Below are 26,410 nucleotides of genomic sequence, written 5' to 3'. Positions count from 1 at the left end.
AAATTAATTTTTATGTCATTGAAATAGTTACAAGTTCTAACTTAACGTTGTGCAACTATTCAGTTAGTTATTCTTTTTTTTATCATTTTTAAGTGGTTTTTATTAGATATTGTCCTTATTTTTAATAATTGCTAACGGTTGGTATATGGTAAGTAGGGCAGTAGAAAGCACTGAACTTTCGGGCTTACATTTACATTTGTTAAGTGTACAAAATTTTGAATGAAGCACAAATTGCCCTATTTGCTATATACTTTGTTGGCAGTAGTTTTTATTCTTTTCAGGTAATCTAAAATAGTTTCATTATTTGATTTAGTATTACAGTACTTAAATATAACCCAATTCCAAATATCGTGTGTGTTATAAGACTCATAAGTCTAGCTTTATTGGGATCTGGTAAATTTGAACCTGCAATTCCAAAACCAAAAGCAGGTTGCATTAACAAAAACGGACCAACAATAGTAATTATACCAATAATTAAAGCTGGTATTAATGTTGGGTTTTTTACCCATTTTTCCCCAAAAACGAAAACTAATGAAAAAGCAAATGTTATTCCAATTAAATAATGTGCTATCCATCCTAAGGGAACTTCATAAATAATCACTGGTGATTCCATTATTTTGTTATGAAAAAATTTCCCTTTCGGAAAATGTCCTATCCAACGACCTACAAATCTATAGTCAAGTGTTTTTATACTGAAAAACTTTAGCACTAAAGCATACAAATCCATAAAAAGGGTGGCTCCTGTGCCAATAATAATCGCTTGTAAAATTGAACTCATACTTTTCTATCTTTTAATTTTCAACAAAGATAGTTTCAGACAATCGTATTAAAATAGTACAAATATTAAGTATTATAGGACTATTTGAAATTTTGTCTAAAAGCTTCAGGGGTTAAGCCAGTCTGCTTTTTAAAGAATCTAATGAAATATGAAGTGTCATTATAACCTAAATGATATGAAATTTCATTTATTTGGTTAGATGTAGCGATTAAGTTTCTCTTCGCTTCAAGTATTATACGTTCTTTGATTACTTGGGAACAACTTTTTCCTAATGTTTTTTTCGTAATCGAATTTAGTTGATAAGTAGTCAGGTTTAATGCTTTGGAATAGTAAGATATTTGGTGTTTTTTATAAAAATGAATATCTAATATCTCCAATAGTTTTTCAAGTGTTTTAACAGCATAGGAATTATTATTGGTTTGAATGTCGGTGTTTTTTGTTTTTCGAAACAATTCTATAAAAAACAAATCCAAGTTTGCTTTAATGTTATCTCTGAACATTATTTGTTTATTTGAATATTCGGAGAGAATGTAAGTTAAAATAGTAGTGAGTCTAATATATGTTTCCGCTTCCAGTTTATAATAGTTATTTCTACTTATTGTTAATAACATTTCTTTTTTTAGCTTCTCTTTTGGAGAATAAAAACTGCTGTCAAAAAACATTAAATAACCTTTACTTCCTTTTTTTAATACTAGTTGATGTACTTGACCTGGACGAAGAATAAAAACAGAATGATTATTAATAGCATAGTCTGTAAAGTCAATTTGATGTTCTCCATTTCCTTTTTCTATAGCAAGTACAAAAAAGAAATCGTGACGATGTATTTTTTCTATCATGTCTTTTTCAATCAGCAAACTATTTAGATTACTTATTGAAAATTTTTCTGATAAATTAGGCTCTTTTATGGTTCTTATCTGAATCTTTTGCATTTGAGAACTTAGGATGTCTTAAATTACTGCCAACTTGTTTATATAGTAACAAATATATATGTTTATTTATGTGTAATAACACTTTTTTTGTTGTGTTTATGAAACGAAAAACAATTCTAATTAAAAATATTTTCCATCGTAATAAAAATGTAATACTCTTTTTATTTGAATATGATCAGGAATTAATTACATTTTTTAAAAAAGAAAATGCAAGTTATTCTGCAAGCTATAAAGCGTGGTATATTCCTTTTGAGCAGGAAAAATATATTGAGATAAAAAAGAAGTTAAGAAATTATACTCTAAAGGAGGAGTTTCGTTTTAAAAAGAACATTTCAATCGAAATTCTATCAAAACATAAAGAATTAATTAACAGTTTTAAAATATATCTAGAAGCCCAAAATTATAGTGATGCAAGTATTAGAACATATTTAGGTTTGGTTTATTCTTATTGTGCTTACTTAAAAACACAAGAAATTTCAAATGTTACTTTTTATAAATATTTAAGTCATATGCGTGCTAAAGAGTATAGTGCTGCTAGCATGCGCCAATTTACTGCTGCTATAAAATTACTAACAAAATCGCAGAATATAGCTAGTATTGATGTCACTAAGGTAGAATATCCCAGAAAAAAATATCCGTTACCTAAAGTATTATCTGCTATAGAAATAAAAAAAATGCTAGCACAAACAGTTAATATAAAACACAAAGCAATTATAAGTACTTTATATGCAACAGGTATGAGAAGGGGAGAGCTATTAGCACTAAAAGTGAAGTATATTAATGGAAACAATAACACAATACGTATTGTAAATGGAAAAGGAGGAAAAGATAGAATTATTCCATTAAGCTTAGCTTTAAAGAAAATATTACGTAGATATTATTCGGAATATAAACCACAAAACTATTTATTTGAAGGTACTACAGGAGGTGCTTATACAGCTTCTAGTGTAAACCAAATTCTTAAGAAATGTGCGTTAAAGGCTAAAATTCCTATAGCTGTTTCCGCACATGTTTTGCGACATAGTTATGCAACACATTTACTTGAAAATGGAACTAACTTACGTTATATTCAAGAGTTACTTGGGCACAAAAGTAGTAGGACTACAGAGGTGTATACGAAAGTTAGTAATATTTCTTTGCAGAATATTCAGAATCCTTTGGATCAGATTTTTGAAGTAAAGGAAGAAGATATGCCTTTTTAAGTGTTTAATAAAATCTCATATACCAGTTCTTTAGTAAGTGTTTGTCCTTTTGCTAATTCTTTAATTTTAGTAAAAGGAAATACAAAAGTACATCCATTCGTATGTTCAGAACAGCCATAGGCAGTTTTCCCTTTTAATACAGTTCCTTTTTTACATTTCGGGCAAATAATTGTGTCGGGAACCGATTTTGCTTGAGCTTTAGAATTTGCTCCTTTATCATTTTTGGGCTCAAGTTTTAATTGAAAGTTCTCATCAAAACGAACTAACCCTTCTATTTTTCCTTGTTCGGTTTTCCAGCCTTTTAAATTAGTAGTACAACCTTTATCTATTAAACGAATTAGTTGACTTTCAGATATCTTTTTATCTAAATATGAAAACGGAAGTTTAAAATCGCATCCTTGTTTGTAGGCAGAACAACCAAAAGCATTACTTCCTTTTAATAAGGTGCCTTGTTTACATTTTGGGCATTCTTTCCCTACAACTGTTTTAGCTGTTGCTTTTTTCTTCTTTGGAGTTGCTACTTTTGCAGCATTGTTTTCTGCAGATAATCTAACTGTTTTAGTATTAGAACGTACTTCATATACTAACTGATCTACCATTAATTTCATCTGCTTGATAAAAGTACTAGCATGGTAATCTCCTCGTTCAATTTCCTTTAAACGCTTTTCCCAAAGACCTGTTAATTCAGCAGATTTTAAGAGTTTGTTGTCAATTAATTCAATTAAATCAAGTCCAGTTTTTGTAGGAATGATTAATTTTTTTTGTCGAGCTATATATTTACGTTTGAATAAGGTTTCTATAATACTTGCACGTGTAGAGGGACGTCCAATTCCATTCTCTTTCATTAGCTCGCGCATTTCATCATCATCTACTTGCTTTCCAGCAGTTTCCATAGCCCTTAACAAGCTTGCTTCTGTATAATTTCGTGGAGGTTTCGTTTCTTTTTCTAAGAAACTAGGTTCGTGTGGACCTTTTTCTCCTTTTTCAAAATTAGGCAAGATACTTTGTTCTGTATTTACCTTTTTAGGTTCTTCGTTATATTCGAAAACAACACGCCACCCTTTCGATAAAATCTCTTTTCCTGTAGTTTTAAAAGAAACACCGTCTGCTTTTCCTACAACTGCAGTATTAGAAATATCGCTATCTGGATAAAACACAGCAATAAATCTTCGTACTATAATATCGTATACTTGTTGCTGATTGTATTGTAAACTTGTTTGTACACCTGTAGGAATAATAGCGTGGTGATCTGTTACTTTTTTATCGTTGAAAACACGTGTAGACTTTTTGATCTTTTTCCCTAATAAAGGTTGTGTTATTTCAGCATAATTAGTTAGGTTCTTTAAAATTCCAGCTACTTTAGGGTAAATATCATTGGGTAAGAAAGTAGTATCTACTCTAGGGTAGGTTACAACTTTCATTTCGTATAACTTCTGAACAATTTTTAAAGTTTCATCTGCAGAAAAACCAAACTTATTATTGCAATAAACTTGAAGACCGGTTAAATCGAAAAGTTTAGGTGCGTAATCTTTACCTTTCTTTTTGGTAACAGAAACTATTTCAAAATCAGAAGCTTTTACTTTATCGGCAAATGCTTGTCCTTCTTCTTTTTTAAGAAATCTACCTTCTTCACAATTAAAGATAGTATCTCTATAGGTTGTTTGTAATTCCCAATAAGGTTGAGGTTTAAAATTTTGGATTTCATTATAACGATTTACCAACATAGCAAGTGTTGGAGTTTGCACACGGCCTATAGATAATACTTGTTTGTACCCTCCAAACTTTACGGTATACAATCGAGTGGCGTTTAAACCCAGTAACCAATCGCCAATAGCACGAGAATAACCTGCGTAATATAAATTGTTATAGTCTTCTTCGTCTTTTAGATTTTCAAAACCTTCTTTTATGGCTTCTTCAGTAAGTGAAGAAATCCATAAACGTTGCACTTTCCCTGTATATTCAGCCTGATTAATTACCCATCTTTGAATTAATTCTCCTTCCTGACCAGCATCCCCGCAGTTGATTACAACGGCAGCTTTTTCAAATAAAGATTTAACAATTCTAAACTGTTTCTGAATTCCAGAATCCTCTGTTACTTTGGTACCAAATTTTTCAGGAAGCATGGGTAAATTATTCAAATCCCAGCTTTTCCAGTGCGGTTTATAGTCTTTTGGTTCTAATAATGTACACAAATGACCAAAGGTATATGTAACTGCATATCCATTACCTTCAAAATATCCATCATGTTTCGTATTGGCACCCAAAATATTAGCAATCTCTCTTGCAACACTAGGCTTTTCGGCGATACAAACTTTCATTACTCACATTTATGGAGCGAAAAATAGTAATTTTGATATAATAATTCTATTTTTAGCCGTTATTTTATATAACTATTAAAAACATATAAATCCCTAAATTAAAGATTATGAGAAAAGCTTTATTGTTATTATTACTAGTTGTTTCAGGTTCAGCGTATTCGCAAATTGAATTTTTAGATACTACTCAAAGTGAAGTAGTAGGAAAAGTAAGTTATGTATATTTAGAAAAGATTGGAGACAATGATTATAACTTCTTTTTTAAAAATATTAATGCAATTGGACATGAATATGTAAACTTTAGCTTTAAAAATGTAGATAATGATATCGATAAGTTATATAATGGAATCATGCAAGGATTTGAAAATGTTCCAAGAGATCCATTAAAAATGAAAGCAAATGGACAAATTGTTTGGTTAAAATATACAAGAGAAGATGGAGAAGTATTTTTACAAATTCAATTAACTAGTGGAGATGAAGAAAATCCGTTACAAGCAATGGAAGATAGTATAAAAGTATCGAGGTTATTAACTGCTGATGATATTAAAAGATTATTCAAAAAAGAGTAGTACTCACTTTAGAATATGATATAAAATAAAAACCGAGAATTAATTTCTCGGTTTTTTTGTGGAGTTAATAGTGATTTATATAAACTATTTTTATTGTAAATTCAATTGCCAAGAAACTCCATATTGGTCTTGAACAAATCCAAACTTTTTACTAAAACCATAATCATAATCAATTGACATCATCACTTTTCCATTTTCGGATAATTTCGAAAATAATCTTTTAATTTCATTTTCGTTTTCACACTCTAAGTAAATTGAAACTGCGGGTGTAAAATTCCAATCGTGAATTGCTGGGCTATCGCTACACATAAATAGATTTCCATCTAACTCGAATGTAGCTTGCATAATTTTCCCTTCCATATCAGGCTGCTCTTTTCCCCATCTCTTTATATTGATAACTTTAGAGTTATCGAATAATTCTATGTAAAAATTCATTGCATTTTCAGCATTGTTATCCTGAAAAGTCAAGGATCTAATCATTTGTTTCTTCATTTGTGTTTTATTTTGAATTATTATATTTTTCAAGCTGTCTTTTTCAACTTGTAATTTTTTAATTGCATTAAGATTATTTTTTTCGGACTCATTATTAGAGCAACTGAACATAATTACTGCAAGTAGTATTATTGATATAATTCTTAACATATTATTTTAAGGGTGTTAGATTTTTTCGCTTTCATTTTTAATGACGAGTAATGGTCTTTAAATAGAATTAAGCGACAGAAAAGTTATATTGAAAATCTGTGAGGATTTTTTAGAGGAGAGAGCATAATAAGTAAGGATACTTATAAATTCTCAACAATTTGAATGTTATTTCCACAAGTATCATTAAAAACGGCAAACTTTAGGGTTCCCATTTCAGTTGGTTTTACGCTAAAATCAACGTTAAGTTTTATGAGTCTCTCATATTCAGCCTCAACGTTATCAACATCAAATTGCGTATATGGAATTCCGGCTTTCATTAATGCTTCTTGATATATTTTGGAAGGTTCGAAATGAAGAGGAGCAGGTTCTAATAATAATTCCGGACCATCTTGCCATTCAGGAGAAACTAATGTTATCCATCTATTACCACCATCTAATGGAGCATCTTTCTTAATGATAAAACCTAATTTTTCAGTATAAAATTGCAAAGCTTTTTGCTGATCTTGAACAGGAATACTAATAAGTGTTACTTTCATTTTGAAATTTTTTATTCATTTGCAAAGCTCAGAACTTTACAATTAACTAGCTTCTCGAAAATTGCTGTTTTTGATATTCACTTGGCGATATCCCAGTTTTAGTTTTGAAGAGCTTACTAAACGAACCTAAACTTTCGAAGCCTACAGAAAAACAAGTTTCCGTTACTGTCATACCATTGTTTAAGTTTTCTTTAGATTTTTCTATTCGTTTATCTATTAAATATTGCCTGGGTGTTTGTCCGTAATATCTCTTGAAAAGTCGGATTAAGTGATATTTTGAGGTAAACCGAATCTTTGATAACAAATCCAGATTAAGCTCTTTATCATAGTTATTATCAATGAAATTTCTTGTTCCAATAATAGACGCTATTTGTGCATCGTTTGAAAAACAAGTGTTTTTTATATGGCTGATTTTCTTTTCGTAAAATGTCATCTCTTTTGTTTCAGCTTAAGGAATATTGATTTTTGTAACTATTTTGAATTACAATATACTTTAATTAAATGAAAAACGACTTAAATTAGAGCTTAAGTCGTTATAATTCATTCATTTTGTGTAAAATATACTATTCTTCAGGTTTGGTATAAGTAATAATATCTATTCCAATTCCATTAGGATCTACAATCGCAAAATGCCTGTCTCCCCAAGGTTCATCTCTAATTTCAATTTCTATAGGCACTTCTTTGTTTTTAAGTTTTTTATAAACTTTGTCTACATCTTTAACTTCAATAGTTAAATACATTCCTTTTCCATTAAAAGGAGATTGAAAAATAGGTTTTTGACTTGGATGGTTTGGTTTTAGAAAACTTATTTCAGCTGATTTGTTAGGAGTATGCATTAAAAGGTAGAAGTCGTTCTCAAAGCTTACTCCAAAATCCAATACAGCTGTATAGAATTGCTTGGTTTCGGTTAATTTTTCGGTAATTATTCCTGCATTTAATTTCATCTTATTTTGTGTTTGTGTACTTGCTAATCTAGTGGTTAGCATACATAGAATTAATAATAAAGTTCTCATGTTATTTGTTTTGGTTTTACAAAACTAGAATGAGAAGTTTGGCAGAAATTGTAAAAATCGGACAAAGTTTAATGGAAAGCTTCTGAAGGTGTTATGCCGTAAAATGTTTTAAAACTTTTAATAAAATGGGCTTGGTCAAAAAAGCCAACATCGAAGTAAATCTTATTTTCTTTTAGACTTTGTTTTGAAGGTTTTAAATTTAGAATATGTTGAAATCGCACAACATTGCTAAATGTTTTAGCTGTGGTTCCTATATAGAAATTAAAAATTCTACGAAGTTGTCGAGAACTTACTTCAGTATTCAGTTCTTTTTCTGTATCTAAAAAACCTCTTTTTTGAAAAATAAGGTTTAAAGCGTTGAAAAAACGATGATCAAATTTTAACTCTTGATTTATAAGCACTGCTGTTAATTTCCCTTCTAATAAGTGTGCTATTTTTTCAAAGGAATGTATTGTATTTATTCCTTCAGTAATCCAATTTGATAGGTCAGGAAGAATTTCTTTTAGTTCTTGAGATTGATTACTTAAAGTTTTAGCATTTACATCGAATAAAAGAGGAAAAGCAGTAGGTAAAAAACGAATTCCAATGTAGTTAAACGATTTACCAATTGGAAACTCGGTATACTTTCTACAAAATCCCATTATGAAATTTTCAGAAGGTTGGTTCTGATTAAAAAAAATATCGATGCATCCATCAGAAACAACTCTGTATGTAAAAGGTTTATTGAGTTGTTTACACGTTTTTAGTTGCCAAAAACAATATATAAAGTGTTGCAGGTTTTCGTTTGGTTGAATTTCGTGATATTGTATTTTTTCATTTTCAGCTTTTATCGTTGGCTGAATCGGGTTGTAATAGTTTTTTATGTTTTCAAAAGTCGTCAAATTATTCCCATTTCGAAATTAATTCAAAAATCCCTTTTTTTATACCTTTATAAAAGTCCCCATCTTTAAATTCAGGAACCATTATTTTATCAATGATTTCTTTACAAACTTGATTGGTCAAAATAAGTTCAGTGCCATTACCCGTTACAATTGTTATTTTCCGACAAGGTTTACAGAGTAATATAATGAGACCATTATTTTTTTCAGTCATTCCAACACCCCAATACTGCCCTAAATCAGCTGCCATTCTTTGAATATCCTTATAAGGAGAAATTGTATCAACTGTAACAATAACAATTTGCCTTGTGGTTACATTATAATAGTTATTAATAATTTTGGATAAATCTTCTACTTGTAGAGGAGTAAAAATACGGTCATAATCATTAATTATCTGACCTTTAATTGATTTCTCTAAATTTTTCAATTTTAGAGAAATCAATTAAAGGGGATGTTTGAGTATTATTCTCTTCTTGAGTAATTCCTTTGCATGGAAGTACAATTAAACCTAAAAATAAGATTAAGAAAGTAGAAGTTTTTATTTTCATAGCTTGATTATAATTTGGTAGATGACTATTTATACTTTTTGTTTATAAATCTAATTATAAAATTAAAACTTTAATTCTAAAATTTTTTGTCTTTTGAAAATTCATTTGAAAAGTTAAAGTTTGATAAAACTTTATAAGGTATGATTTAATAAAAGTACTTTAAACTTGAAAAATACGAATCTGTATTAAAAAAGTATTAGAATTAAAATTAGAAATAAATGAAACAACTAAAGAAGGAAGGGACTTTAAAAATACATTTATTAATAGTTGTTATGGTAATGGGGTTTTGGTCTTGTAATAAAAAAAATCTTCCTATTGCTTATTCATCAAAGGAATCAAAAAATAGAGAAATATACTTGCTAGATGTTGAAAATGGAACTAAAACTAAAATAACCAGTTATGAAGGAGCAGATGGTTATCCAAGTTGGTCGCCAGATAGAAAGCAAATTGCTTTTTATGCAAAATATGATAGAAATAAAACTTGGTCTATTCATACGATGAATAGTGATGGTACAAATAGAAAACGATTAACACATGAAAAAAATAGATGGGACAGTGCACCTACATGGTCTCCTGATGGAAAAAAGATAGTTTTTGCAAGAGAATATAAAGATTCCGTTGGAATGTGGCATGAAGAAATTTGGATGATGAATTCCGATGGCAGCGAACAACAACAAATTAAGCAGCTTGAAGGAATTGCACCTAGTTTTTTAGAAGATGGACGGATCTTGTATCATTCTAAAAGTCCAAATAGTGAAATATGTATTGCAAATAGTGATGGGAGTAATATCATTACTTTGACAAATAATGAAGTAGATGATTGGCAACCCAAAGTATCACCAGATGGAAAAGAAATCGCTTTCATTTCTAAAAGAGATGGAAATCAAGAAGTATATGTGATGAATATGGACGGTTCAAATCAAAAACGATTGACATTTAATAAGGTGGATGATTGGACACCTTCTTGGTCTCCAGATGGTTCTCAACTCATTTTTTCATCAGAAACAGACAAGTTTTTTGATATTTATATGATGGACAAAGACGGTTCAAACCTTAAGAGAATAGTAGAAAAAGGTTCACAACCTTCGTGGTTTAAATAAAAAAGCTGCTTTTAAGCAGCTTTTTTTATTCGTTTAAAAAAGCTTTTAACTCTTCATAAGTTTGTATCTGAGTAGATTTTTTTTCTTTCTGAATTAAAGTTTGTATATCCTCAGGAATGGCTATAGTTTTAGCTAAAGTATTTTCAACTACATCTAAAAACTTCACAGGATGAGCAGTTTCTAAAAAGACTCCAAATTCATTGTCTTTTAGATTGTGTTTTTCTAACCCTAGATATCCTACAGCTCCATGTGGATCAGCTATATAATTAGAATTTTTATGAATTCGTTGCATTGCATCTTTTGTGAGATCATCGGAAAATGAATAGGAAGAAAATGCTGTTTTTAAATCTTCAAAATTATGCTGGAATAGCTCTTGGATACGAATGAAATTACTTGGATTACCTACATCCATAGCATTAGAAATTGTTGGTTGCGATGGTTTAGGAGTATAGTTTCCTTCTAACATAAATAAAGGAACAGTATCGTTTATATTCGTAGCAGCAATAAAATGTTTAATCGGTAACCCCAGTTTTTGAGCCAACATGCCTGCACAAATATTACCAAAGTTTCCACTTGGGACAGAAAAAAGAATGTCTTTATGCTTTTTATATAGTTGCTTATAAGCGAAAAAATAATAAAACATTTGTGGTAACCAACGTGCTACATTAATAGAATTTGCAGAGGTTAATTGTCTGTTTATTCCTGAATCTAAAAAGGCAGATTTAACCATTTCCTGACAATCGTCAAAAACACCTTCTACTTCTAAAGCTGTAATATTTTGACCTAATGTAGTCAATTGTTTTTCTTGAATATCGCTCACTTTTCCGCTAGGATATAAAATAATAACTTCTACGCCTTTTACACCTAAAAAACCATTGGCAACAGCACCTCCAGTATCTCCTGAAGTAGCAACTAAAACTGTTACTTTTTCAGCATTTTGCTGATTGAAATAACCTAAACAACGAGCCATAAAGCGTGCACCTACATCTTTAAAGGCTAGTGTAGGGCCATGGAATAGTTCTAAGCTACCTATATTTTTTTCAATGGCTACTACAGGGAAATCAAAAGCAATAGTTTCAGAAACAATTTGGCGTAGTGTATCTTCTGGAATTTCATCTCCTACAAATTGTTGTATTGCTCTGAATGCAATTTCTTCGTTTGAAAATTGATCTAAATTTTCAATAAAATCTTTCGGTAATGGTGTAATATTTTCAGGAAAATACAATCCTCTATCAGGTGCTAATCCATTAATAACTGCTTCCTTGAATGATACAATGGGAGCATTGTGATGTAAACTGAAATACTTCATAGTTAGTTTTTTTCGAGTATTGTAACACCTTGTGTATTGATTTTTGAATGCACCATAGTGAAATCAATACCTGTATTAGCATATACTTCATTAATATTTTTAAATACATTTTTTGCAGTTTCTGAACCTTTACAGAGTGCAAAAATTGTTGGACCAGAACCAGATATTCCAGCGTTTAATGCTCCTCCGCGAATGGCAGCTTCTTTTACCAAATCGAAATGTGGAATTAAATGCTTTCGAGCAGGCTCTACAATAAGATCTTCTAATGAATTGGCAATAACTTCATAATCATTGGTGTATAAACCACTAATTAATCCACCAACATTTGCCCACTGTATAACTGCATCTGCTAAAGGAACATTTTGCGGTAATACTTCTCTGGCATCTTTCGTCTTTACGGTTACTTGTGGATGGATTGCTACAACTTCTAATTCCGATGGAACAGGAAGTTTTATAATTTTTAAAGGATCATATTGTTGTACTAAAATAAAACCACCATGAATAGCTGCTGCTACATTATCAGCAATTGGAGAACCACAAGCAACTTGCTCACCAAGCATGGCAAACTTTGTTAGTTCTAATTGAGAAAAAGGTTTGTCTAGTAATTCATTTACAGCAAAGGCTGCGCCAGCAGCACTTGCAGCACTACTTCCTAATCCACTACCAGGCTCAAAACCTTTATGAATGCTAACCTCCAAACCAAAATCAGCAGGATGTTTTTGTAACATAGCTAAAGCCACAGCACTAGCTGCATTTTTATGAATATCGTAGGGTAAATTAGCTCCAGTAATTTCTTTGATACTTACTTTTTGATCGTCTGTTTTTGTAAATACCATAGTATCTCCTAAATCGTTTATAGCTAAGCCTAAACAATCAAATCCACAAGAAATATTTGCTACTGTGGCAGGAGAAAATATTTTAATTTCGTTCATTATTTCCTAATTTTTGAACTTTTAACTCTAATTGTTAGCAATTCTAATAACATCTGCAAAAATTCCTGAAGCAGTTACTTCAGCACCAGCACCAGCACCCTTTATTTGTAAAGGTTGTATTGGATATCTATCTGTAAAGAATAAAACAATGTTGTCACTTCCTTCCAGATTATAAAAAGGATGTGCTTGCGGAATATGTTGTAAACCAACTTTGGCTTTTCCATCTACAAGCTCTGCAACATATTTTAATTTACAGTTTTCAGTATTAGCTTTTGCATAAATATCTTGAAAATGAGCTTCTAATTTCGTCAAGCTGTTATAAAAGTCTTCATTATTTGTAGTTTCTAGACTTTCTTCAGGTAAAAAAGAGTTGTTATCAATATCAGAAAGTTCTAATTCATATCCACTTTCTCTGGCAAGAATTAGAATTTTTCTAGCCACATCTACACCGCTAAGATCTATTTTAGGATCAGGTTCAGTATATCCTTCTTCTTGAGCTTTGGCAACCACATCGTGAAATGTATTGTTAGTATTGTAGTTATTGAATACATAATTTAAACTACCAGATAAAACCGCTTGTATTTTATGTACTCTATCTCCTGAAGCAACTAAGTTTTTCAGCGTATCTATAATTGGCAAACCAGCTCCAACGTTTGTTTCAAAAAGGAAAGAAGCATTGTACTTTTTAGAAACTTCTTTCAGCTTTTTGTAATTCTGAAGTTCAGAAGCACAAGCAATTTTATTACAAGTAACCACTGCAATATTATTTTCTAAATATTGTTGGTACATTTTTGAAACACTTTGATTTGCTGTATTATCTATAAATACACTATTTCTTAGATTGAGTTGCTTAGCTTGCTCTAAAAAGCTTTCTAAACTAGCATGTTCTCCGTTTTCTAATAATGATTTTTTCCAATCTTTTAAATCAATACCTTTTTCATCAAAATACATTTTTGTTGAATTGGAAATTCCAATTACACGAATTTGTATTTTTAAGTTATCTAAAAGGTATTCTTTTTGCTGTTGTAGTTGTGCTAAAAATCGATTACCAACATTACCAACTCCAGTAATAAAAAGATTTAGCTGTTTTATATTATCTCCAAAGAATTGTTCATGCAAAGTGTTCAATGCTTTTTTAGCATCTAAACGTTTAATAACTGCTGAAATGTTTTTTTCTGAAGCTCCTTGGGCTATGGCACGAATGTTTACATTATTTTTTCCTAAAGAACTAAACATTTTTCCGCTAAGACCCTGATGATTTTTCATACGATCGCCTACTAAAGCAATAATGCTGACATCATTTTCAACTTTTACAGGATCAATCTTATGACGCTCAATTTCATAAGCAAACTTCTTAGCTATGCTTTCAACAGCTTTGCTTGCATCTTCCTCTAAAACTCCAACACAAATCGTATGCTCAGAAGATGCCTGTGTAATTAAAACTACATTAATTTCATCATCTGAAAGTGCTTCAAATAAACGTTTAGAAACTCCAGAAATTCCAACCATTCCACTTCCCTCAATAGTAAGTAATGAAATATTTTCTACATAACTAATTCCTTTTACAGGCGATGAATTCTCTGTGTGTAATGTAATGAGTGTTCCATGTGCTTCTGGTTGAAATGTATTTTTTATATAAATAGGAATTTCTTTTTCTCGTACAGGTTGAATAGTAGGAGGGTAGATAACCTTGGCTCCAAAATGAGACATTTCCATGGCTTCCTGATACGATATATGACGTATAGGACGTGCTTGTTTTACAATAGCAGGATTTGCAGTAAACATACCACTAACATCTGTCCAAATTTGAAGCTCAGAAGCATTTACAGCAGCTGCATAAATAGCAGCAGAATAATCTGATCCACCACGTCCTAAAGTAGTTGTTTGTCCGTCGTAGCACTTCGCAATAAATCCTGGTAGTACAACTACTTGAGAATTATTTTGGTTAAAGAAAGCACGACAATTGCTGTAGGTAGTTTCAAAATCTACTTGTGCTTTTAAATAGTTGTTATCTGTAATAATTAATTCTTGACTGTCTTTAAAGCTTACATCTAGGATTTGTTTAGCAGCTTCAGCAATGATATAAGAAGACAATCGTTCTCCAAAACTGCTAATAATAGCGTTGGCTTTTGGAGATAATTCTTCTAGCAAATAGCAACCTTTATATAATGTTTTTAATTGGTTGAATAGTGTATTTATATGAGCGATTACTGAATCAGCATCTTTTGAAATTAATTGTTTAATGGTTTCGTAATGATGATTTTCTACAGTTTCTAATAGTTGCAAATAGCTATTATCTTTATGTTTAGCTAATTCAGCGCTTTGAATAAGTTTATTTGTTGTTTTACCAAAGGCAGAAACGACGACTGCTAGTTTGTCTTTTTTAGCTTCTTGAGCTAGAATGTTTATTACTTTTTGTATGTTTTGATGATCTTGTACAGATGTACCACCAAATTTTAGCACTTTCATTTTGTAAATAGTTAAAAATGGGATAAATAAATAATGTGATATATTTTTCAATGTCTTATTGAAAAATAGCTATACTGAAGAATTATATGTAAATGAACACCCCCTAAAGGGTTGTAATAATTGTAGAAATAGTTGTATAAGCAGAAGCAGACGTAGTAGCTACGTTTCTTAAAGTAATATGTCTTTTGCTTATTTTCATCGGGTTAAATGTACTATTAATTTCTTAATAAAAAAATATGCTACTAAAATAAGTTAGATTTTTGTCTGTTTTTGTTGAATTTATATTAACAAAAATGAAAATTCATTGCATAAAAAAAACCGTAACTTTTAAGTTACGGTTTTATAGTTATATAGTAAGCTTTTTTTATTGTTTAGCTTTATCTTTAAACTGATCGAATTTATTTTCAGTTTTTCTTGGCCAGCTGTTATTTGCTGTATCAATGTCTGCTGTTTCTAAATCTGGGTCAATTAAAAAGCTCTTTATTTCTTTCTCAGAAATAAATACTTTATTCACTTTTTCATCATTCTTTCTCCAAACTTCAGCAGGGTATTGCTCACGTTTTTTAGTTCCGTCTGCATATGTAATTTCAACAATAAGTGGCATTACTAAACCTCCAGGTTTTGTAAATTCTACTTGATACATATACTTAGGTAATTTCTTTAAGTTCTCTTTTTTATCAGCTGGTAAATCCTTAATATAAGTTTCTACATCTGAAGGATTTGCTTCATCTTTATTAGTAGTTAAGAATACTAATTTACCTAATCTTGCAAAATATCCTGGATATTGTTGTTGTAATTGCTTTGTTCTTTCGTTTGGCTTATCTGTTAAATATAAAGGCTTCACGTTTTCAATAGCAATATCACAGTAATCTGTAGTATAGAACCATCCTCTCCAGAACCAATCTAAATCCATACCAGAAGCATCTTCCATACTTCTAAAGAAATCAGCAGGAGTAGGGTGCTTAAACATCCAACGTTTAGAATAAATGCTAAATGCATAATCAAATAATTCTGGTCCCATGACAGTTTCACGTAACATGTATAAACCTGCGGCAGGTTTGGTATAAGCATTTGGTCCAAAGTTTTTCACGTAATCTCCTTGAGACATAATTGGAGATAAGTTGTTTTGATCCATACTCATATATCCTACGATGTTTTTTGGTAAACTTCTCACAGGGAAATTAGGATCATAATCTTTTTCAGCTAACATTTCAACAAAAGAGTTTAACCCTTCGTCCATCCAAGTCCACTGGCGCTCATCTGAGTTTACAATCATAGGGAAGAAGTTATGTCCTACCTCGTGTGTAATTACTCCAATCATTCCATTTTTAACTCTATCAGAATATGTTCCATCAGCATTTGGACGTCCATAATTAAAACAAATCATCGGATATTCCATTCCTTGATCTTTCGCATGTACCGAAATTGCTTTAGGATAAGGGTAATCAAATGTTAATTTAGAGTATTCTTCTAAAGTGTTAGCTACAACTCTTGTAGAGTGCTCTTCCCATAATGGGTTTCCTTCTTTTGGATATAAAGAAACTGCCATTATGTTTTTACCGTTAATTTTAACAGCCATAGCATCCCAAATGTATTTTCTTGAAGATGCAAATGCATAATCACGTACATTTTTAGCTTTAAAGTGCCATGTTTTTGTTTTATTAGTACCAGCTTTTTCGTTAGCTTCTGCTTCTTTCTGATTTACAATGAATACAGGATCTTTATACGATTTTCTTGCTTTAGCAAAACGATTACGTTGTTCTTTTGTAAGTACTTCTTTTTCGTTTTGAAGCTCTCCTGTTGCATCTAAAATATGATCTGCAGGAACAGTAATTTTTACATCATAATCTCCAAATTCTAAAGCCCACTCACTACGACCCCAGAATTGCATATTTTGCCATCCTTCTACATTGTTATACACACATAATCTTGGGAAAAACTGCGCAATTGTATAAGCTCTGTTTCCGTCAGGAAATTGCTCAAAACCAGATCTACCACCATCAACTACAGAGTTGTTTATTAGGTAGTTCCATTTAATTCTGAAAGTGAATTTTCCTCCTGGAGCTAAAGGTTTTGGTAAGTTAATACGCATCATTGTATAATTAAATGTATGCGATAATTCTCTACCATCTTCATATTTTACAGATTCAATTTTAAAACCAAAGTCTTTTGGTTTTTCCATATTCTTCTTAACAAATCCTTCTGGAGTTTGCCAAGCACCTGCTGCTTTAGACTCTGTTAGTGGAGTTCTAGAGTCAGGAGCACGCATATTCTGATCTAATTGTAACCATAAATATTCTAAATGATCTTTAGAATTGTTATAATAGGTGATTTTTTCGTCTCCGTAAAGTCTGTTGTTTGTTTCGTCTAGACGTATGTTCATAACATAGTCTACTTTTTGTTGAGTATATTCAAAACCAGGAGCTCCAGATGCAGTTCTTGTTGAAGTAGGTGTTGCCCACAACTCTTTTAATTGACGAAATTTACTAGTATCTGTGTGCCCTTTTTGAGGCTTTTTATCAGTATCCTGCGCAAAGGCGGCTGAAGACATAAAGAATACTGAAATAAATAAATAAAAAAGCTTTTTCATTATAACTTATAAGTTGGTTAAAAAATTGCTTGAAAATTACTGAATTTTAATTAGCTATAAGATGAACTTATTAAAAAATTAACAAATCTTTATATTTTTTAAGACAATAAAAAACGGCAATTAATTTAAATGCCGTTTTTATGTTTTTGTTAAAGGTGCAAAAAGCTTATCCTTTTATTTTATTTTTAAACTTTTCGAATTTTGTTTCTTTCTCTTTTGGCCAGTTATTATTTGACGTATCTACATCAGCTGTTTGTAAATCTGGATCAAGAGCAATATTCGTAATTTCTTTATCAGAAGCGAATACTTTTGTTACTTTATTATCATCTAACCTCCAAATTTGAGCTGGATATTGTTTTCTTTCTTTAGTACCATCTTTATAAGTAAACTCTACAATAATTGGCATAACTAAACCTCCTGGCTTATTGTAGGTAATTTCATAATAGAATTTTGACTTTGGATTCTTATGCTTTCCAAACCCTAAACCTGAAGTAGTATCTTCAATAAAATCGATGTCTCCATTACTATCATCTTTAGTATAAAACTTCTTTACACCTTCAATACCAATATCAGTTACATCTGTAGTATAGAACCATCCTCTCCAAAACCAGTCTAAATCCATAGCCGATGCATCTTCCATTGTTCTAAAGAAATCTGCTGGAGTAGGGTGCTTAAATTTCCAACGTTTAGCGTAAGTTTTAAAAGCATAATCAAATAACTCAGGTCCCATAACTGTATTACGTAAAATATATAATGCAGTAGCAGGTTTACCATAAGCATTATTACCAAAACTATATACGTTGTCTCCTTTAGACATAATTGGAGCAATTCTATCTTGGTTTCCATCCATATAACCTACAATGTTTTTAGGTAATCCTCTAACAATTGGGAAGTTTGGATCGTAAGCTTCTTCGGCTAACATTTCAACAAAAGAATTTAAACCTTCGTCCATCCATGTCCATTTACGTTCATCAGAATTTACAATCATAGGGAAGAAGTTATGTCCAACTTCATGTACAGTTACTTTAATCATTCTGTACTTTGTTCTATCTGAATAAGTTCCGTCAGGATTTGGTCTTCCTGGATTAAAACAAATTTGAGGATATTCCATTCCCATTTGTCCGTCTACAGAAATTGCTTTATGATATGGATAATCGAATGTATAGTCTGAATATGTTTTTAGTGTTTGCGCAACAGCCCTAGTAGAATGATCTCCATATAATGGATTTGCTTCTTTAGAATACAGAGAATAAGCCATTACATCTTTACCATTAATATCTACTGCCATTGCATCCCATATAAACTTTCTAGAAGTTGCAAACGCATAATCTCTAACATTTTTAGCAGAAAACTTCCAAGTTTTAGTTTTTTTAGATTTACTTTTTTCTGTTTTTTCTGCTTCTTTTTGAGAAACGATCAATACAGGTTTGTCATATGCTTTTCTAGCTTTAGCTAATCTTTCCTGTTGTTTTTTAGTCAATACTTCTTTTTCATTCTGTAAAACTCCAGTAGCTCCTAAAATATGATCTGCAGGTACAGTAATATTAACATCAAAATCTCCAAACTCTAAAGCAAATTCACTTCTTCCCCAAAACTGATCGTTTTGCCATCCTTCTACATTATCATATACAGCCATTCTAGGGTAGAATTGCGCAATTACATAATTGTTATTATTGTTTTCTGTAAAGTGCTCGTAACCAGACCTTCCTCCTTGTGTGCGGTGATTATTGATATTATACCACCAATCTATATTAAAAGAAAAGGTAGCGCCTGGGGCTAAAGGTTTTGGTAAATTAATACGCATCATTGTTTGATTAATAGTATGCGATAATTTGCTGCCATCTGTATTGGTTACACTGGTAACTTTAAAACCTCCATCGAAAGGTTTTTCAGGAAAAAAACGATCGAATACTCTTTTATTAACTTTTTTAGGTATTCGATTAGTTTGAATATCTGGAGTTTTAGAATCAGCGGCACGCATATTCTGATCTAACTGAACCCATAAATAAGGTAATTCGTCTTCTGAATTATTATGATAAGTAATAGTTTCACTACCAGTAATTCGTTGTTTATCGTCATCTAAAACGATATCCATTTTATAGTCAACTTTTTGTTGGGTATATTCTTTTCCAGGGGCTCCAGAAGCAGTATGCTGATTATTAGGAGTAGGAAGTAACTCGTCTAATTGTTTAAATTTATTTTGATTTGTATGTCCCTTTTGTGTTTTTCTGGTTTTTTCTTGTGCTGATACATAGAATGTTACAAGAAATACCGAAAAAAATAAAAAAATCGTTTTTTTCATTTTTTAGAGTTAAGATTTAATTTAATTGTATAAAACTACAAATTAGTCTATATTTTTATTGAAAATTTAACAAACCTTTATCATTTTTTTTAGTGAGAAATAAACTTTTCCTTTCTCCATTAATTTTGGCTTTGATAAGGTTTTGTTGCTCAGGAAAGTCGTTAATTAGTACATCGTTTTGTATTTCTATACTTTTTACTTCTGTAACTCCTTCAATTTCTAGATAGAAGTAAACGATATCTCCTTCATATTCCTTGCCAACAAATGTATACGAACGTTGTGTCCCGTTTATACTTACTTTAAAATGTTGGTCTAGGTATTTTTTAAAGTATTCATTTACATTTTTAACCTCTTTGTCTGTGCTAAGTTGTAAATCTGTTTCATATGCTTTGTTAATTGCAACTTCAATATCATCCATAAATACATTCATAATCATTTGTACAGACTGACTTTTAGAATTAAATTGAATATCAGTTAAAGCCAAATAGTATTTATGAAGGTTGAAGGAGCATAAGACTAAAGCTATAAGAATGATTGATAATTTTTTCATAAAAATAAAGTAAACAAATAGTACGCCAAATTACTCTTTTTTTGTGATTTCGAGATATACTTTTGCTTCTTTGATTAATATTTCAATAGTTTCTAACTTTCTACCTTCTTTATAAAGGTTCTCTATTCCTAAGGGGGTGCAATATTCTAAGAAATTATAATATTTATTTTCTGGAATTTTTAAGTATTCAAAGAAAAATGATTTTCCTAATTCAGAGAGTAATAATTGAGGGAATTCTGCTTTAAATTTGAGTTTTTTCTTAAGCGCTTGTTCTCTTTTAAGGCTTTTAAATGGAAGAGAAAAACGCGCTATTTTAATACCTTCAAGTCTTTGTGTTGGATCTGTAATATTATTTAATTCTCGATTAATTTCGTTAGCGAAATTATAATTTTTACCAGGTTCAATTTTTATATTAGAGAAATCTAAAGCACCTTTAGACTTTACAATAGCTACATCTTCTGGAGTTTGCTCAAAATCTCTTTTTAACAAACCAAACAAAGTTCTTCTTTTTATTTCTACTTCTTCTAAAACATGATCCCTTAAATACAATTTAGTATCTAAGGTTTTAGACTGAATTATTTGCTCGTTTATAATTACAGTAAACTCATGATGTTGAATAGAAGTTATTTGTAATTTTTGACCGAATTTTACTTTAATCGAAAATATTCCCGAATCATCTGAAAAAGTACCTTTCTTTGTGTCTAGGTTAATAATATGTGCATTTATAACAGGACCTAAAGCATCTCTTAATGTTCCTTTTATGGTAACTTCTTGACATGAAATGTTTATTGAATAAAGTAGAATTATAAGGAATGTAGTTCTATATTTCACAGCGAATCTTTTTTAAATAGCAAAGCTTGTTCTTTTAGAAATGGAATTAAATCAAAATCACCTTTTTGATATATTTTTTTAAAGTCTTTATGTTGATGGACGAAGTATATAAACCGAGCTACATCTGTACTGTCAATTTTAAGTTGTAATGTGATATGACTTCGGTACTTCCTTTCTATGGCCTGCATTTTTTGTTCGTTTTCTAATAACATTTTTTTCTTTTTTAGCATAGCCATTCTGCCGGAAAAAGTATTGATGATTAAATCTAATGGAATAAGGCCAGCACTAGTGCTAGCTCCATAAATCTCTCTTTCAATTTGTGATTTTTTCTTTACATAAGGGTTGAAACCTAAGTTTTTCATAACTTCTTCTCGCTTAGTTTCTTTAGCTCCTTTTATATCTGAAGTTAATATACCTGACAAATTTGTTCTTTTTATTTCTACTTCATCTAATAAGTAATCCTTTAGATGTAGTTGAATATCAATTTTTTTCTGTTTTAAAAAAACGTTAGCTACAGTAATGTTTTTTGTATGATGTTGTACAGAAGTAATTTTTAACTCATCATTTAATTGAACTTTAATAGAGAAATTCCCATTGTCGTCAGAGAAAGTTCCTTGTTGCGAAGTTATATTTACAATATGTGCATTGATAATCTTTCCTGTTTTATCAGATAAAGTACCAGTGATTTCAATTCTTTGACCAAAAGATTGAAAAGTTGTAATAAGAATAAGATATAGTAATAGTTTTTGCATACAATTAGTTGATATACAAATAAAATCACTCTACTTCTTAAAAAGTTTTAATGAGAATGTAAATATATGTTAAACTATATTGCAATCAAGTTGCTTTAATATTGGTAGGTTGATTGGTTGTTTCTGTTAGAAATTTTAATGCAATTAAGTTGCTTTAATTCTTTTTTAAAAGCAATTTAAAATTACTATAGGTGAATATTTTTGTGTTTTGTGTTAAAAAAATACATTTGCTTCAATAAATTTCATAAAAACCTTCAATAAAATGAAAAATTTTAAATTAAAGATTGCGGCCCTAGCAATCGTAAGTGCAGGATTTATTGCCTGTAACAATTCAGAAGACGCGCAAGATATAGCTACCCCGAATGCTTCTGACGACATTTCTACAGATTTTATTACAAATAAGTACATTGTAGTTCTAAAAGAAGGGACTTTAAAAGCTCCGCAAGCTAGAGGTTCAAAACAGGCGTATGAAACTTCTATTGCTGCTTTAAAAAGTGAAGTAATTACAGATTTTAAAGATTTCAATTTAAATTCTGATAATGTAAAAGCAACTTTTGGGTATGCTTTACAAGGTTTTGTAGCTGAACTTACACAAGCAGAAGTTAAAAAGTTATCTAATGATTCAAGAGTAGAGTCTATAGAAAATGACTTCCAAATTTCATTAGAACCATTCAAAAAAGAAGAGGGACAGGCAGAAACTAATAGAAGAGATTATACTCCATGGGGAATTACTCGAGTTGGAGGACCAGCAAGTCCTATTAATAGAACTGCTTGGATTGTAGATTCTGGTATTGATTTAGATCACCCAGATTTAAGAGTTGACACAGGTAGAAGTAGAACTTTCGTTACTAGCGGAGCTGATGCTTCTAGTGCTAATGATAGAAATGGTCATGGTACGCATGTAGCTGGAACTGTAGGAGCATTAAGTAATAACATTGGTGTCATTGGTGTAGCTCCTGGTGTAAATTTAGTTGCTTTAAAAGTATTGGCAGGAAATGGAAATGGAGATTTCTCTTGGACTATTCAAGCATTAGACTATGTAGCTGCTAATGGTAGAAGTGGAGATGTAGTTAATATGAGTTTAGGCCCACGTACAAGATATACAGATAATGCTACAGATAATGCAGTTAGAAGAGTTGCAAGTAGAGGAATAAGAGTAGTTATGGCTGCTGGAAATTCTAATGATAACTCTATTTATTATTCTCCAGCTAGAGTAAATGGAACAAACATTTATACAATTTCTAATATGGATATCAATGAGAGAATTGCCGCAACTTCTAACTATGGAAGTCCAGTTGATTATGCAGCACCCGGTACTTCAATCTGGTCTACTTGGATTGGTGGAGGATACAGAAATATTAGTGGAACTTCAATGGCAGCTCCACACGTAACAGGATTATTATTATCAGGTGGTGTGAGATCTGGTGGATTTGTTAGGTCAGACAAAGACAGCAATAGAGATCGTATTGCAGTAAGAAGATAAAGAACAATTATTGTTAATTGTTAGTAATTTGAGTGGCACTGATAAGTATTTTTTACTTATCAGTGTTTTTTTATGAGTCTATTTAACAGTATCTTTTTTGAAAAGCAAAGCTTGTTGTTTTAAAAACTTAATAATAGCAATATCTCCATTGGTATATGCTTCTTCAAAGCCTTTATCAAAATGAGCAAAATAGATAAATCTAGAAATATCATTAGCATCAATTTTTAAATCATTATTGATATAATCGCTATACGTATTTTCGATAGCTTTTAGTTTTGTTTCGTTATCTAGTAATTTTTTTTCGTTTTTCAATTTTTTAGTCCTTCCAGAAACAGCATTGATAATATTATCAACTGAGAGTGTTGCAGCAAAAACATAATATTTAAAAAGGCCTCCATCTGTAGCAGTATGTATTTTTCTCTCTATAGGAGAGAGTTTTTTAGCAAAAGGGTTTAAGCCAAGGTTTTCCATAACTTCTTCTCGTTTGCTTTTTTTTATTTCAGCAGCATCAGTTGTTAAAGTACCAGATAAGTCTGTTTTTTTAACTTCAACTTCGTTTAATAGATAATCCTTTAGATGTAAATAGACAGTAAGCTTTTTGTGTTTTATAATAATGTTGGCAATCGTTATTTTTTGAGTGTGATGTTGTACTGAAGTAATTTCTAATACATCATTTAATTGCACTTTTATAGAAAAATTACCTTCATCATCAGAGAAAGTTCCTTGTTGATTGGTCGTATTTACAATATGAGCATTTACTACTTTTCCTAACTTATCAGATAAAGTTCCAGTAATTGAAATTCGTTGTGCAAATATGCAAGTAGTTAAAAATAAAAAGAGTAATAGGGTAATTTTATTCAAATGATAGTTTTTTAATTATAAATTTAGTTATTTGATCTGTAATTTATAGCTCAAAAGATATCAAGAATTATACCATGATTTTATATAGTAAAAAACAAAAGTTTTAAAGAATATCAATAAAAAAAGAGGTTAAATTATGTGCTTTTCACATATAATTTAACCTCTTTTTTTATTTCTGTATATCTATTTTAGATTACCTAGTAAATTTATATGAAGGTTTGTTATTACTTGTTTTTACAATATAAATTTGACCTTTTTTCAATGAAGACTTAATTAACCTTTCTTCTTCTTCACTAGCTATGGTTCTTTTTAATAGTAAGTTTCCATTTATATCATAAAGTGAAAATATATAAGTTGTAGAAGCAGATCTAGATTCGTGTGGTTGTAAAACCTTAATTTTATCTGGATCATTTGGATCTGGAGTAATTGTACTAAAACAATTATTAATAGGATCATGAGGACAAACATCACGGTGATCAGGTATCGTATCACCATCTGAATCTGGGCAACCAAATGCAGAAAGTGATCCAGGAATGCTAGGACATTCATCATCCTTATCAAGAGTTCCATCTCCATCAGAATCGGGACAACCTGAAGAAGTGTTACCAGCTTCATTAGGGCATTCATCTTGAGAATTAATTACACCATCTTGGTCATAATCATTAGGACATTTATATTCAGTTAGTACACCTATGGGAGTAGGTATAATCATTGGGAAAAGAATTAATAGAACTTGATTTTCTATTAAAGTAATACCGACATTACTAGTAACATTACTAATATTAACAGTTGCTATTCCATTAGTAAAATCTAAAGGAATATGAGGATTATCACTAACAATTAAATAAAGTGAATTATCAGTATTATAATTAGTAATATCTACCCTAATTTTATAGCTAGTAAGGCAACCATTAGAATCAGTATTTCTATCAAAAATTTCAATAGATTGAGAATTAGAAACAAAAGAGAATAACATGCATATAAATGCAAAGTAGTACTTTTTCATAATATAATTTTTTAATTAGAATTAAGGCGAAAATATGTTTTTTAATACATTTGTCAAAACAGAAATTCATTTAAATTGAAAAAAATAATTGTTGCGAGTACATCTACAGTTCATGGTAGCGGATACTTAGCATATATACTTCCAGAATTAGCAACTTTTTTTAAAGAAGCAACTACTATTTTATTTATTCCATATGCACGACCAAGCGGAATTTCTTATGAAGAATATACAGCAAAGGCTAGGGAAGCATTTGCTAAAATTGATAAGAAAGTAGTTGGACTTCATGAATTTGAAAATCCTGTAGCCGCGGTTACTGAAGCAGAAGCTATTTTTACTGGTGGAGGAAATACTTTTGAATTGGTAAACCAGTTATACAAAACAGAAGTATTAGCGAAGCTTCAAGAAGTAGTTTCCTTGGGAACACCTTATTTAGGAACAAGTGCTGGTAGTAATATTTGTGGAGTAACTATGATGAATACAAATGATATGCCTATTGTATACCCACCTAGTTTTGATACAATGGGATTAATTCCTTTTAATATTAATGCACATTATTTAGATCCAGATCCTACTTCTAAACACATGGGAGAAACTAGAGAAACTAGAATTAAAGAATACCATGTATTTAATGAAACTCCAGTTTTAGGATTAAGAGAAGGTAGTTGGCTAGCAGTAAATGGAAATTCAATTGAATTAAAAGGAAAATATACAGCAAGATTGTTTAGAAAAGGTAAAGAAGCTATAGAATTATCTTCAGGAACAATCATTGATTCCACTATTTTATCAGTATAAATATTTGTAATTTTGTGTAGACG

The 26,410-nt window shown here is 30.6% G+C and carries 25 protein-coding genes; 5 read left to right on the top strand and 20 right to left on the bottom strand.

Annotation, left to right across the window (positions count from 1 at the left end; all coding sequences use genetic code 11):
• Positions 1-286 precede the first annotated feature (286 nt).
• Together ACKTTC_RS10525 and ACKTTC_RS10520 are read right to left on the bottom strand one after the other, a co-directional pair.
• Positions 287-778: a DUF2938 domain-containing protein gene (locus ACKTTC_RS10525; protein ID WP_408039780.1), complete on the bottom strand. Its 492-nt coding sequence runs from the start codon at positions 776-778 to the stop codon at positions 287-289.
• Positions 779-858: 80 nt separating this feature from the next.
• Complete coding sequence (locus ACKTTC_RS10520) at positions 859-1,707, bottom strand: AraC family transcriptional regulator (RefSeq protein WP_408039779.1); 849 nt, start codon at positions 1,705-1,707, stop codon at positions 859-861.
• Between the two features lie 98 nt (positions 1,708-1,805).
• Here ACKTTC_RS10520 and ACKTTC_RS10515 point away from each other — a divergent pair, with 98 nt between their 5' ends.
• Positions 1,806-2,909 carry a tyrosine-type recombinase/integrase gene (locus ACKTTC_RS10515; RefSeq protein WP_408039778.1) on the top strand — a complete coding sequence of 368 codons (1,104 nt, stop codon included), beginning with the start codon at positions 1,806-1,808 and terminating at the stop codon, positions 2,907-2,909.
• On the opposite strand, the gene ACKTTC_RS10510 is transcribed toward ACKTTC_RS10515, so the two are convergent.
• Positions 2,906-5,227, bottom strand: coding sequence for a DNA topoisomerase 3 (locus ACKTTC_RS10510; RefSeq protein ID WP_408039777.1), 2,322 nt, complete (start codon positions 5,225-5,227; stop codon positions 2,906-2,908). The genes ACKTTC_RS10515 and ACKTTC_RS10510 overlap by 4 nt on opposite strands.
• 107 nt (positions 5,228-5,334) lie before the next feature.
• On the opposite strand from ACKTTC_RS10510, the gene ACKTTC_RS10505 reads away from it, so the two are divergent.
• Entirely contained in the window at positions 5,335-5,793 is a 459-nt protein-coding gene (locus tag ACKTTC_RS10505) for a hypothetical protein (protein WP_408039776.1), read from the top strand.
• Between the two features lie 90 nt (positions 5,794-5,883).
• Here ACKTTC_RS10505 and ACKTTC_RS10500 read toward each other — a convergent pair whose 3' ends face one another.
• The 7 genes from ACKTTC_RS10500 to ACKTTC_RS10470 all read right to left on the bottom strand — a co-directional run bounded on the left by ACKTTC_RS10500 (position 5,884) and on the right by ACKTTC_RS10470 (position 9,410).
• On the bottom strand, positions 5,884-6,285 hold the full coding sequence (locus tag ACKTTC_RS10500; RefSeq protein WP_408039775.1) for a VOC family protein: 402 nt from the start codon (positions 6,283-6,285) through the stop codon (positions 5,884-5,886).
• A gap of 290 nt (positions 6,286-6,575) precedes the next feature.
• On the bottom strand, positions 6,576-6,971 hold the full coding sequence (locus ACKTTC_RS10495) for a VOC family protein (RefSeq protein ID WP_408039774.1): 396 nt from the start codon (positions 6,969-6,971) through the stop codon (positions 6,576-6,578).
• 46 nt (positions 6,972-7,017) lie between these two features.
• Complete coding sequence (locus ACKTTC_RS10490) at positions 7,018-7,404, bottom strand: helix-turn-helix domain-containing protein (RefSeq protein WP_408039773.1); 387 nt, start codon at positions 7,402-7,404, stop codon at positions 7,018-7,020.
• A 130-nt stretch (positions 7,405-7,534) separates the two neighbouring features.
• Positions 7,535-7,915, bottom strand: a complete 381-nt coding sequence (locus ACKTTC_RS10485; protein WP_408039785.1) for a VOC family protein — start codon at positions 7,913-7,915, stop codon at positions 7,535-7,537.
• 137 nt (positions 7,916-8,052) lie between these two features.
• Positions 8,053-8,865, bottom strand: a complete 813-nt coding sequence (locus ACKTTC_RS10480; protein WP_408039772.1) for an AraC family transcriptional regulator — start codon at positions 8,863-8,865, stop codon at positions 8,053-8,055.
• Between the two features lies 1 nt (position 8,866).
• Complete coding sequence (locus ACKTTC_RS10475) at positions 8,867-9,289, bottom strand: TPM domain-containing protein (protein ID WP_408039771.1); 423 nt, start codon at positions 9,287-9,289, stop codon at positions 8,867-8,869.
• On the bottom strand, positions 9,264-9,410 hold the full coding sequence (locus ACKTTC_RS10470) for a hypothetical protein (protein ID WP_408039770.1): 147 nt from the start codon (positions 9,408-9,410) through the stop codon (positions 9,264-9,266). Before ACKTTC_RS10470 ends, ACKTTC_RS10475 begins: the two co-directional genes overlap by 26 nt.
• Positions 9,411-9,628: 218 nt before the next feature.
• Here ACKTTC_RS10470 and ACKTTC_RS10465 point away from each other — a divergent pair, with 218 nt between their 5' ends.
• Positions 9,629-10,510, top strand: coding sequence for a DUF5050 domain-containing protein (locus ACKTTC_RS10465; protein ID WP_408039769.1), 882 nt, complete (start codon positions 9,629-9,631; stop codon positions 10,508-10,510).
• 25 nt (positions 10,511-10,535) lie between these two features.
• On the opposite strand, the gene thrC is transcribed toward ACKTTC_RS10465, so the two are convergent.
• The 8 genes from thrC to ACKTTC_RS10425 all read right to left on the bottom strand — a co-directional run bounded on the left by thrC (position 10,536) and on the right by ACKTTC_RS10425 (position 22,245).
• Entirely contained in the window at positions 10,536-11,819 is a 1,284-nt protein-coding gene (gene thrC, locus ACKTTC_RS10460; RefSeq protein WP_408039768.1) for a threonine synthase, read from the bottom strand.
• Between the two features lie 2 nt (positions 11,820-11,821).
• Positions 11,822-12,751 carry a homoserine kinase gene (locus ACKTTC_RS10455; RefSeq protein ID WP_408039767.1) on the bottom strand — a complete coding sequence of 310 codons (930 nt, stop codon included), beginning with the start codon at positions 12,749-12,751 and terminating at the stop codon, positions 11,822-11,824.
• A gap of 27 nt (positions 12,752-12,778) precedes the next feature.
• Complete coding sequence (gene thrA, locus ACKTTC_RS10450) at positions 12,779-15,220, bottom strand: bifunctional aspartate kinase/homoserine dehydrogenase I (protein ID WP_408039766.1); 2,442 nt, start codon at positions 15,218-15,220, stop codon at positions 12,779-12,781.
• Positions 15,221-15,584: 364 nt separating this feature from the next.
• Positions 15,585-17,810 (bottom strand): M1 family metallopeptidase, encoded by a 2,226-nt coding sequence (locus ACKTTC_RS10445; protein ID WP_408039765.1) that lies wholly within the window; start codon positions 17,808-17,810, stop codon positions 15,585-15,587.
• A 166-nt stretch (positions 17,811-17,976) separates the two neighbouring features.
• Positions 17,977-20,112 (bottom strand): M1 family metallopeptidase, encoded by a 2,136-nt coding sequence (locus ACKTTC_RS10440; RefSeq protein ID WP_408039764.1) that lies wholly within the window; start codon positions 20,110-20,112, stop codon positions 17,977-17,979.
• Between the two features lie 55 nt (positions 20,113-20,167).
• Positions 20,168-20,662 carry a DUF6702 family protein gene (locus ACKTTC_RS10435; protein ID WP_408039763.1) on the bottom strand — a complete coding sequence of 165 codons (495 nt, stop codon included), beginning with the start codon at positions 20,660-20,662 and terminating at the stop codon, positions 20,168-20,170.
• Positions 20,663-20,692: 30 nt separating this feature from the next.
• On the bottom strand, positions 20,693-21,493 hold the full coding sequence (locus ACKTTC_RS10430; protein WP_408039762.1) for a hypothetical protein: 801 nt from the start codon (positions 21,491-21,493) through the stop codon (positions 20,693-20,695).
• Positions 21,490-22,245 carry a carboxypeptidase-like regulatory domain-containing protein gene (locus tag ACKTTC_RS10425; RefSeq protein WP_408039761.1) on the bottom strand — a complete coding sequence of 252 codons (756 nt, stop codon included), beginning with the start codon at positions 22,243-22,245 and terminating at the stop codon, positions 21,490-21,492. Before ACKTTC_RS10425 ends, ACKTTC_RS10430 begins: the two co-directional genes overlap by 4 nt.
• Positions 22,246-22,507: 262 nt before the next feature.
• Here ACKTTC_RS10425 and ACKTTC_RS10420 point away from each other — a divergent pair, with 262 nt between their 5' ends.
• A complete protein-coding gene (locus tag ACKTTC_RS10420) occupies positions 22,508-23,728 on the top strand; it encodes a S8 family serine peptidase (protein WP_408039760.1) in 1,221 nt (406 codons plus the stop codon).
• A 78-nt stretch (positions 23,729-23,806) separates the two neighbouring features.
• Here ACKTTC_RS10420 and ACKTTC_RS10415 read toward each other — a convergent pair whose 3' ends face one another.
• Together ACKTTC_RS10415 and ACKTTC_RS10410 are read right to left on the bottom strand one after the other, a co-directional pair.
• Positions 23,807-24,589 carry a peptidase associated/transthyretin-like domain-containing protein gene (locus ACKTTC_RS10415; protein ID WP_408039759.1) on the bottom strand — a complete coding sequence of 261 codons (783 nt, stop codon included), beginning with the start codon at positions 24,587-24,589 and terminating at the stop codon, positions 23,807-23,809.
• Between the two features lie 193 nt (positions 24,590-24,782).
• Complete coding sequence (locus ACKTTC_RS10410) at positions 24,783-25,595, bottom strand: thrombospondin type 3 repeat-containing protein (protein WP_408039758.1); 813 nt, start codon at positions 25,593-25,595, stop codon at positions 24,783-24,785.
• Between the two features lie 75 nt (positions 25,596-25,670).
• Between ACKTTC_RS10410 and pepE the strand changes: the two genes are divergently transcribed.
• Positions 25,671-26,387 (top strand): dipeptidase PepE, encoded by a 717-nt coding sequence (gene pepE, locus ACKTTC_RS10405; RefSeq protein ID WP_408039757.1) that lies wholly within the window; start codon positions 25,671-25,673, stop codon positions 26,385-26,387.
• The last annotated feature ends 23 nt before the right edge of the window (positions 26,388-26,410 follow it).

Origin of the sequence: Tenacibaculum amylolyticum, from assembly GCF_964511145.1 — a bacterium.
In the GTDB taxonomy this organism is placed as follows: domain Bacteria; phylum Bacteroidota; class Bacteroidia; order Flavobacteriales; family Flavobacteriaceae; genus Polaribacter; species Polaribacter amylolyticum.
This window is presented reverse-complemented; position numbering and strand designations above follow the sequence as displayed.